General features: G+C 72.8%; 4 protein-coding genes and 2 tRNA genes. 3 read left to right on the top strand and 3 right to left on the bottom strand.

Annotation, left to right across the window (positions count from 1 at the left end):
• Positions 1-55 precede the first annotated feature (55 nt).
• The 3 genes from ACFUC1_RS20295 to ACFUC1_RS20285 all read right to left on the bottom strand — a co-directional run bounded on the left by ACFUC1_RS20295 (position 56) and on the right by ACFUC1_RS20285 (position 2,641).
• Positions 56-129: transfer RNA gene (locus tag ACFUC1_RS20295), tRNA-Arg, on the bottom strand.
• 14 nt (positions 130-143) lie between these two features.
• Positions 144-1,367, bottom strand: coding sequence for a M20 family metallopeptidase (locus ACFUC1_RS20290; RefSeq protein WP_379123063.1), 1,224 nt, complete (start codon positions 1,365-1,367; stop codon positions 144-146).
• A 95-nt stretch (positions 1,368-1,462) separates the two neighbouring features.
• Positions 1,463-2,641: a PrsW family intramembrane metalloprotease gene (locus ACFUC1_RS20285; RefSeq protein ID WP_379123061.1), complete on the bottom strand. Its 1,179-nt coding sequence runs from the start codon at positions 2,639-2,641 to the stop codon at positions 1,463-1,465.
• Between the two features lie 70 nt (positions 2,642-2,711).
• On the opposite strand from ACFUC1_RS20285, the gene orn reads away from it, so the two are divergent.
• From orn to ACFUC1_RS20270, 3 genes are all read left to right on the top strand, one after another.
• Entirely contained in the window at positions 2,712-3,338 is a 627-nt protein-coding gene (orn, locus tag ACFUC1_RS20280) for an oligoribonuclease (RefSeq protein WP_379123059.1), read from the top strand.
• Positions 3,339-3,504: 166 nt separating this feature from the next.
• Positions 3,505-3,580 (top strand) — tRNA-His (locus tag ACFUC1_RS20275).
• 72 nt (positions 3,581-3,652) lie between these two features.
• Positions 3,653-4,118, top strand: a 466-nt coding sequence (locus ACFUC1_RS20270; RefSeq protein WP_379123057.1) for a copper resistance protein CopC, incomplete at its 3' end; no start/stop codon positions are given.

Here is a 4,118-nt window from a genome sequence, read left to right as displayed (position 1 = left end):
GGCTCCCATCGTCCTGACCGGGGTCGCTGACGGCTCGCTCCGCTTCGCCGTCCAGCGCCCCCGGCAGGACTCGAACCTGCGACCTCGGGATTAGAAGGCCCTTGCTCTATCCAGCTGAGCTACGGGGGCTGGGCCCGCACAGTCTAGGGGCGCATCCCCGCACGCAGCTGTGCACTTCGGCGCAGGGCGAGCTCGGCGAGCAGGGCCGCGCCGTCGGGCACCACCGAGTCGTCGAAGTCGGCCCGCGGCGAGTGGTTGTCGGGGGCCGACGCGAAGTCCTCGGCCGGGCACGCGCTGAGGTTGACGTAGGCGCTGGGAACGAGCTCACCGACGAACGAGAAGTCCTCCGAGCCCATCTCCGGGTCGCGCTGGTGCGTGTACCGGTCCTCGCCGAACAGGTCGACGATCGTGTCCTTGGCGAACGCGTACTCGGCCTCGTCGTTGACCGTCACGGGATACCCCGGCAGGTGCGTCACCTCGGCGGTCAGCCCGTGGGCGGCGGCGATGCCCGTGGCGAGCTGCTCGATCCGCCGGCTCACCTCGGAGCGGCTCTCCGGGGACAGGCTGCGCACGGTCGCCTCGAAGACCGCGTCGTCCGGGATGATGTTGTCCTTGGTGCCGCCGACGAACTTGCCGACGGTGATCACCACCGGGTCGAAGACGTCGAACTGCCGCGTCACCAGCGTCTGCAGCGCCACCACGACCTCGCACGCGACGGGGATCGGGTCCTTGGCCCGGAACGGCTGCGAGCCGTGGCCGCCGGCGCCGACGATGCGCACGTACACCTCGTCCGCGGCCGCCATGAGCGGGCCGGGGCGCCCGAACCACGTGCCGCGCGGGTGCTCGGAGGAGTAGACGTGCAGGGCGTATGCCGCGTCGACGCGGCGCCCGGCGATGTCGAGCAGGCCCTCGTCGATCATCGGCTTCGCCCCACCGGGCCCCTCCTCCCCCGGCTGGAACATGAGGACCACGTCGCCCTCGAGCTCGTCCCGCAGCTCGTGCAGGATCCGCGCGGCGCCGACGAGCCCGGCGACGTGCAGGTCGTGACCGCACGCGTGCATGACGCCGTCGTGCTTCGACGCGTACTCCAGGGGCAGGTCCTCTGTCACCGGGAGCGCGTCCATGTCGCCGCGCAGCAGGACGACCGGTCGCTCGCCCTCGGGGTCGCCGCCACGGCCGCGCAGCACGGCGACTACCGAGGAGAGGTCGCGGCCCAGCGTCACCTCGAGGTCGAGGTCGGCGAGGGCGTTGACGACGGCCTGCTGCGTCAACGGCAGGTGCATCCCCACCTCGGGGAAGCGGTGCAGCTCGCGCCGCAGGGCGACGAGGTCGGGTCGGAGGGACTCGGCGAGGTCGAGGGTGCGCATCCGTGCACGCTAGTACGCCGCTGCGGGCTCGCGAGCGCAGCGCACGTCCTCCTCGCGGGGCGCGGCCCGACGGACCCGGCTTCCCGCGAACACGCCTACAGGAACCGCTGGCGGGCGGCCGTGATGGAGCCGAGCAGCTCGCGCTCGGTCTGCAGCGCCTCCCGGTCGGCCGCGCTGTGCTGCATCCGCGCCCGCAGCAGCGCGAGCTCGGACGCCGCGTCCTGGAACCTGCGCATCGAGGCCAGGCCACGGCGTCCGCCGGTACCACGGGCCCACGCCCGTGCCGCTCGACGCCCCGACATGGTGGAGAGCATCTGCACCTCACCGCGGCTGAACCAGCCGGCGTCGGCGTACTGGCTCAGGTAGCGGCCGATGAGCCGGCCCTCGCGCCGCCGCGCCCAGACCACGAGGACGACGAAGCCGAGGAAGATCGGCACCTCGACGACGAGGTAGACCGCGAGCAGCCCGTTGCCCCCGCTGAAGGCGGCGAGGTTCCACAGCGCGTGCAGGGCGGCGCCCAGCAGGTAGCCACCCAAGGGGGCCACCACCTTGAGCGCGCGGCTGCGGGTCGAGGCCGCGACCCCGATGCCGATGCCGGTCATGGCCGTGAACATCGGGTGCGCGAACGGGGTGAACAGGCAGCGCGCGATGAACGTGCCGGTGAGTGCCTGGTCTCCCCCGTCGGCATACGCCATGCCCAGGTACTGGATGTTCTCGGTGAAGGCGAACCCGGCCGCGACCACGCCGGCGTAGACGATCCCGTCGATGATCCCGTCGAACTCGCGCCGCCGCAGCCGCCAGACCAGCAGGACGAGCAGGCCCTTGGCCGCCTCCTCCACGAGCGGTGCCGAGAAGATGGCGGTGGCGAGCATCGCCGGGTGGTCCGCGCCGGTGGCGGCGCGGAAGGCGATGTTGGCCCCGGTGTTGAAGACGCCGGCGGCCAGGGCAGCGACGAGGGCGCCCCAGAGGAACGCGACGAGCAGGTAGCGGTTCGGCTCTGCCTCGAAGCGGTCGAGCCAGAGGAAGGACGGGATGACGATGCCCAGCGGGATCGCGGCCAGCAGCACCGCGAACAGCGTCGTCACCACACCGAGGGTGGCGTTGTAGTAGACGGCGAGGACGACGGCGGCGATCGCGAAGCCGACGACGACGAGGCCGCCGAGCAGCCACCGCCGGACGGCAGCGCGGCCGCTGCCGCGGCGGGAGTCCCCCGGATCGGGCCCGGCGCCCGCCACCGGCGGCCCGGCATACCCCTGCTCCTGTCCCCAGGTCATGAGCGGCAGGCTAGTGCAGCACCTGGGGACCGGCCCGCGTCCCGGCGGCCCGCGCCATAAGGTGGCGGTCGTGAGCACCCCGACCGAACGTTCCGTCAACGACCGCATCGTCTGGATCGACTGCGAGATGACGGGCCTGTCCCTGCGCGACGATGCCCTCATCGAGGTGGCCGCCCTCGTCACCGACTTCGAGCTCAACCAGCTCGGCGACGGCGTCGACGTGGTCATCGCCCCGCCGGCCGAGGCGCTCGAGCAGATGGACCCGTTCGTGCGCGACATGCACACGACCTCGGGGCTGCTCGACGAGCTGGCGAGCGGCACGACGATGGAGGACGCGCAGGCCCAGGTCCTCGCGTACGTCCGCGAGTGGGTCCCCGAGCCCCGCAAGGCCCCGCTGGGCGGCAACACCGTCGCCACCGACCGGGGGTTCCTCGCCCGCGACATGCCCGAGCTCGAGGCTCACCTGCACTACCGGATCATCGACGTGTCGTCGGTGAAGGAGCTGTCCCGCCGCTGGTACCCGCGGGCCTACTTCAACGCCCCGAAGAAGTCCGGCGGCCACCGCGCGCTCGCCGACATCCGCGAGTCCATCGCCGAGCTGCGCTACTACCGGCAGGCCGTCTTCGTGCCGCCGCCCGGCCCGGACAGCGACACCGCCAAGTCGATCGCCGCCCAGCACGTGGTCGACCACGGCTGACGCCGGGGCGTATGCCGGCGGCCCACCACGGCGCGTGCCGCGCGGCTGCTGGCGCGCGTCCCCGGTGCTGCTGCCGCCGGCCGGGCGGGGTGGTCACGAGCACTCCCGGGGAACGGGTACTATTGGCGTCGCTTCAGCGGCCGGCAGCGTCCGGCCGCGACGCATGGTGGGTGTAGCTCAGCTGGTAGAGCGCTGCGTTGTGGTCGCAGATGTCGCGGGTTCAAGTCCCGTCACTCACCCCACACCGAGGACCCCCGACCGACAGGTCGGGGGCCCTCGCCGCGTCGGCGGCGCCGTCCGGCACCATGGACGGCGTGTTCGTCCCCACCAAGCGCCAGCAGAAGGTCGTCCGCATCACCGTCTGGGCGGCGGTGCTCGGCCTGCTGCTGGGGGTGCTGGCGCAGGTGGTCTTCGCCGTGGGGGCCGACGCGCACACCGCGCTGAAGACCGTGTCCCCCGAGGACGGTTCGCGGCTGACCACCGCCCCGACGCAGGTCGTGCTCACCTTCGACGACCCGATCAGCGAGAGCTTCGCGACCGTGACGGTCACCGGCCCTGACGGGTCGGTCGGCAGCGGGCGCGCGGTGGTCGACGGCGCGGTGGTGACACAGGCGCTGCGCCCCGGCCTGGCGGACGGCCGCTACACGGTGGCCTTCCGGGTCGTCAGCGCCGACGGCCACCCGGTGTCCGACACGACCACGTTCCAGCTCGCGGCCTCGCCCTCCCAGGGCGCGACGACGTCGGCCACGGTGCCGTCCGCGGGTGCCTCGTCACCCGCCC

It is taken from the genome of Pedococcus sp. NPDC057267, from assembly GCF_042668795.1.
Classification (GTDB): domain Bacteria; phylum Actinomycetota; class Actinomycetes; order Actinomycetales; family Dermatophilaceae; genus Pedococcus.
This window is presented reverse-complemented; position numbering and strand designations above follow the sequence as displayed.

Coding starts and splice junctions, on each gene's coding strand:
- ACFUC1_RS20290 (WP_379123063.1), bottom strand. CDS start 1,367: ATGCGCACCCTCGACCTCGCCGAGTCCCTCCGACCCGACCTCGTCGCC.
- ACFUC1_RS20285 (WP_379123061.1), bottom strand. CDS start 2,641: ATGACCTGGGGACAGGAGCAGGGGTATGCCGGGCCGCCGGTGGCGGGC.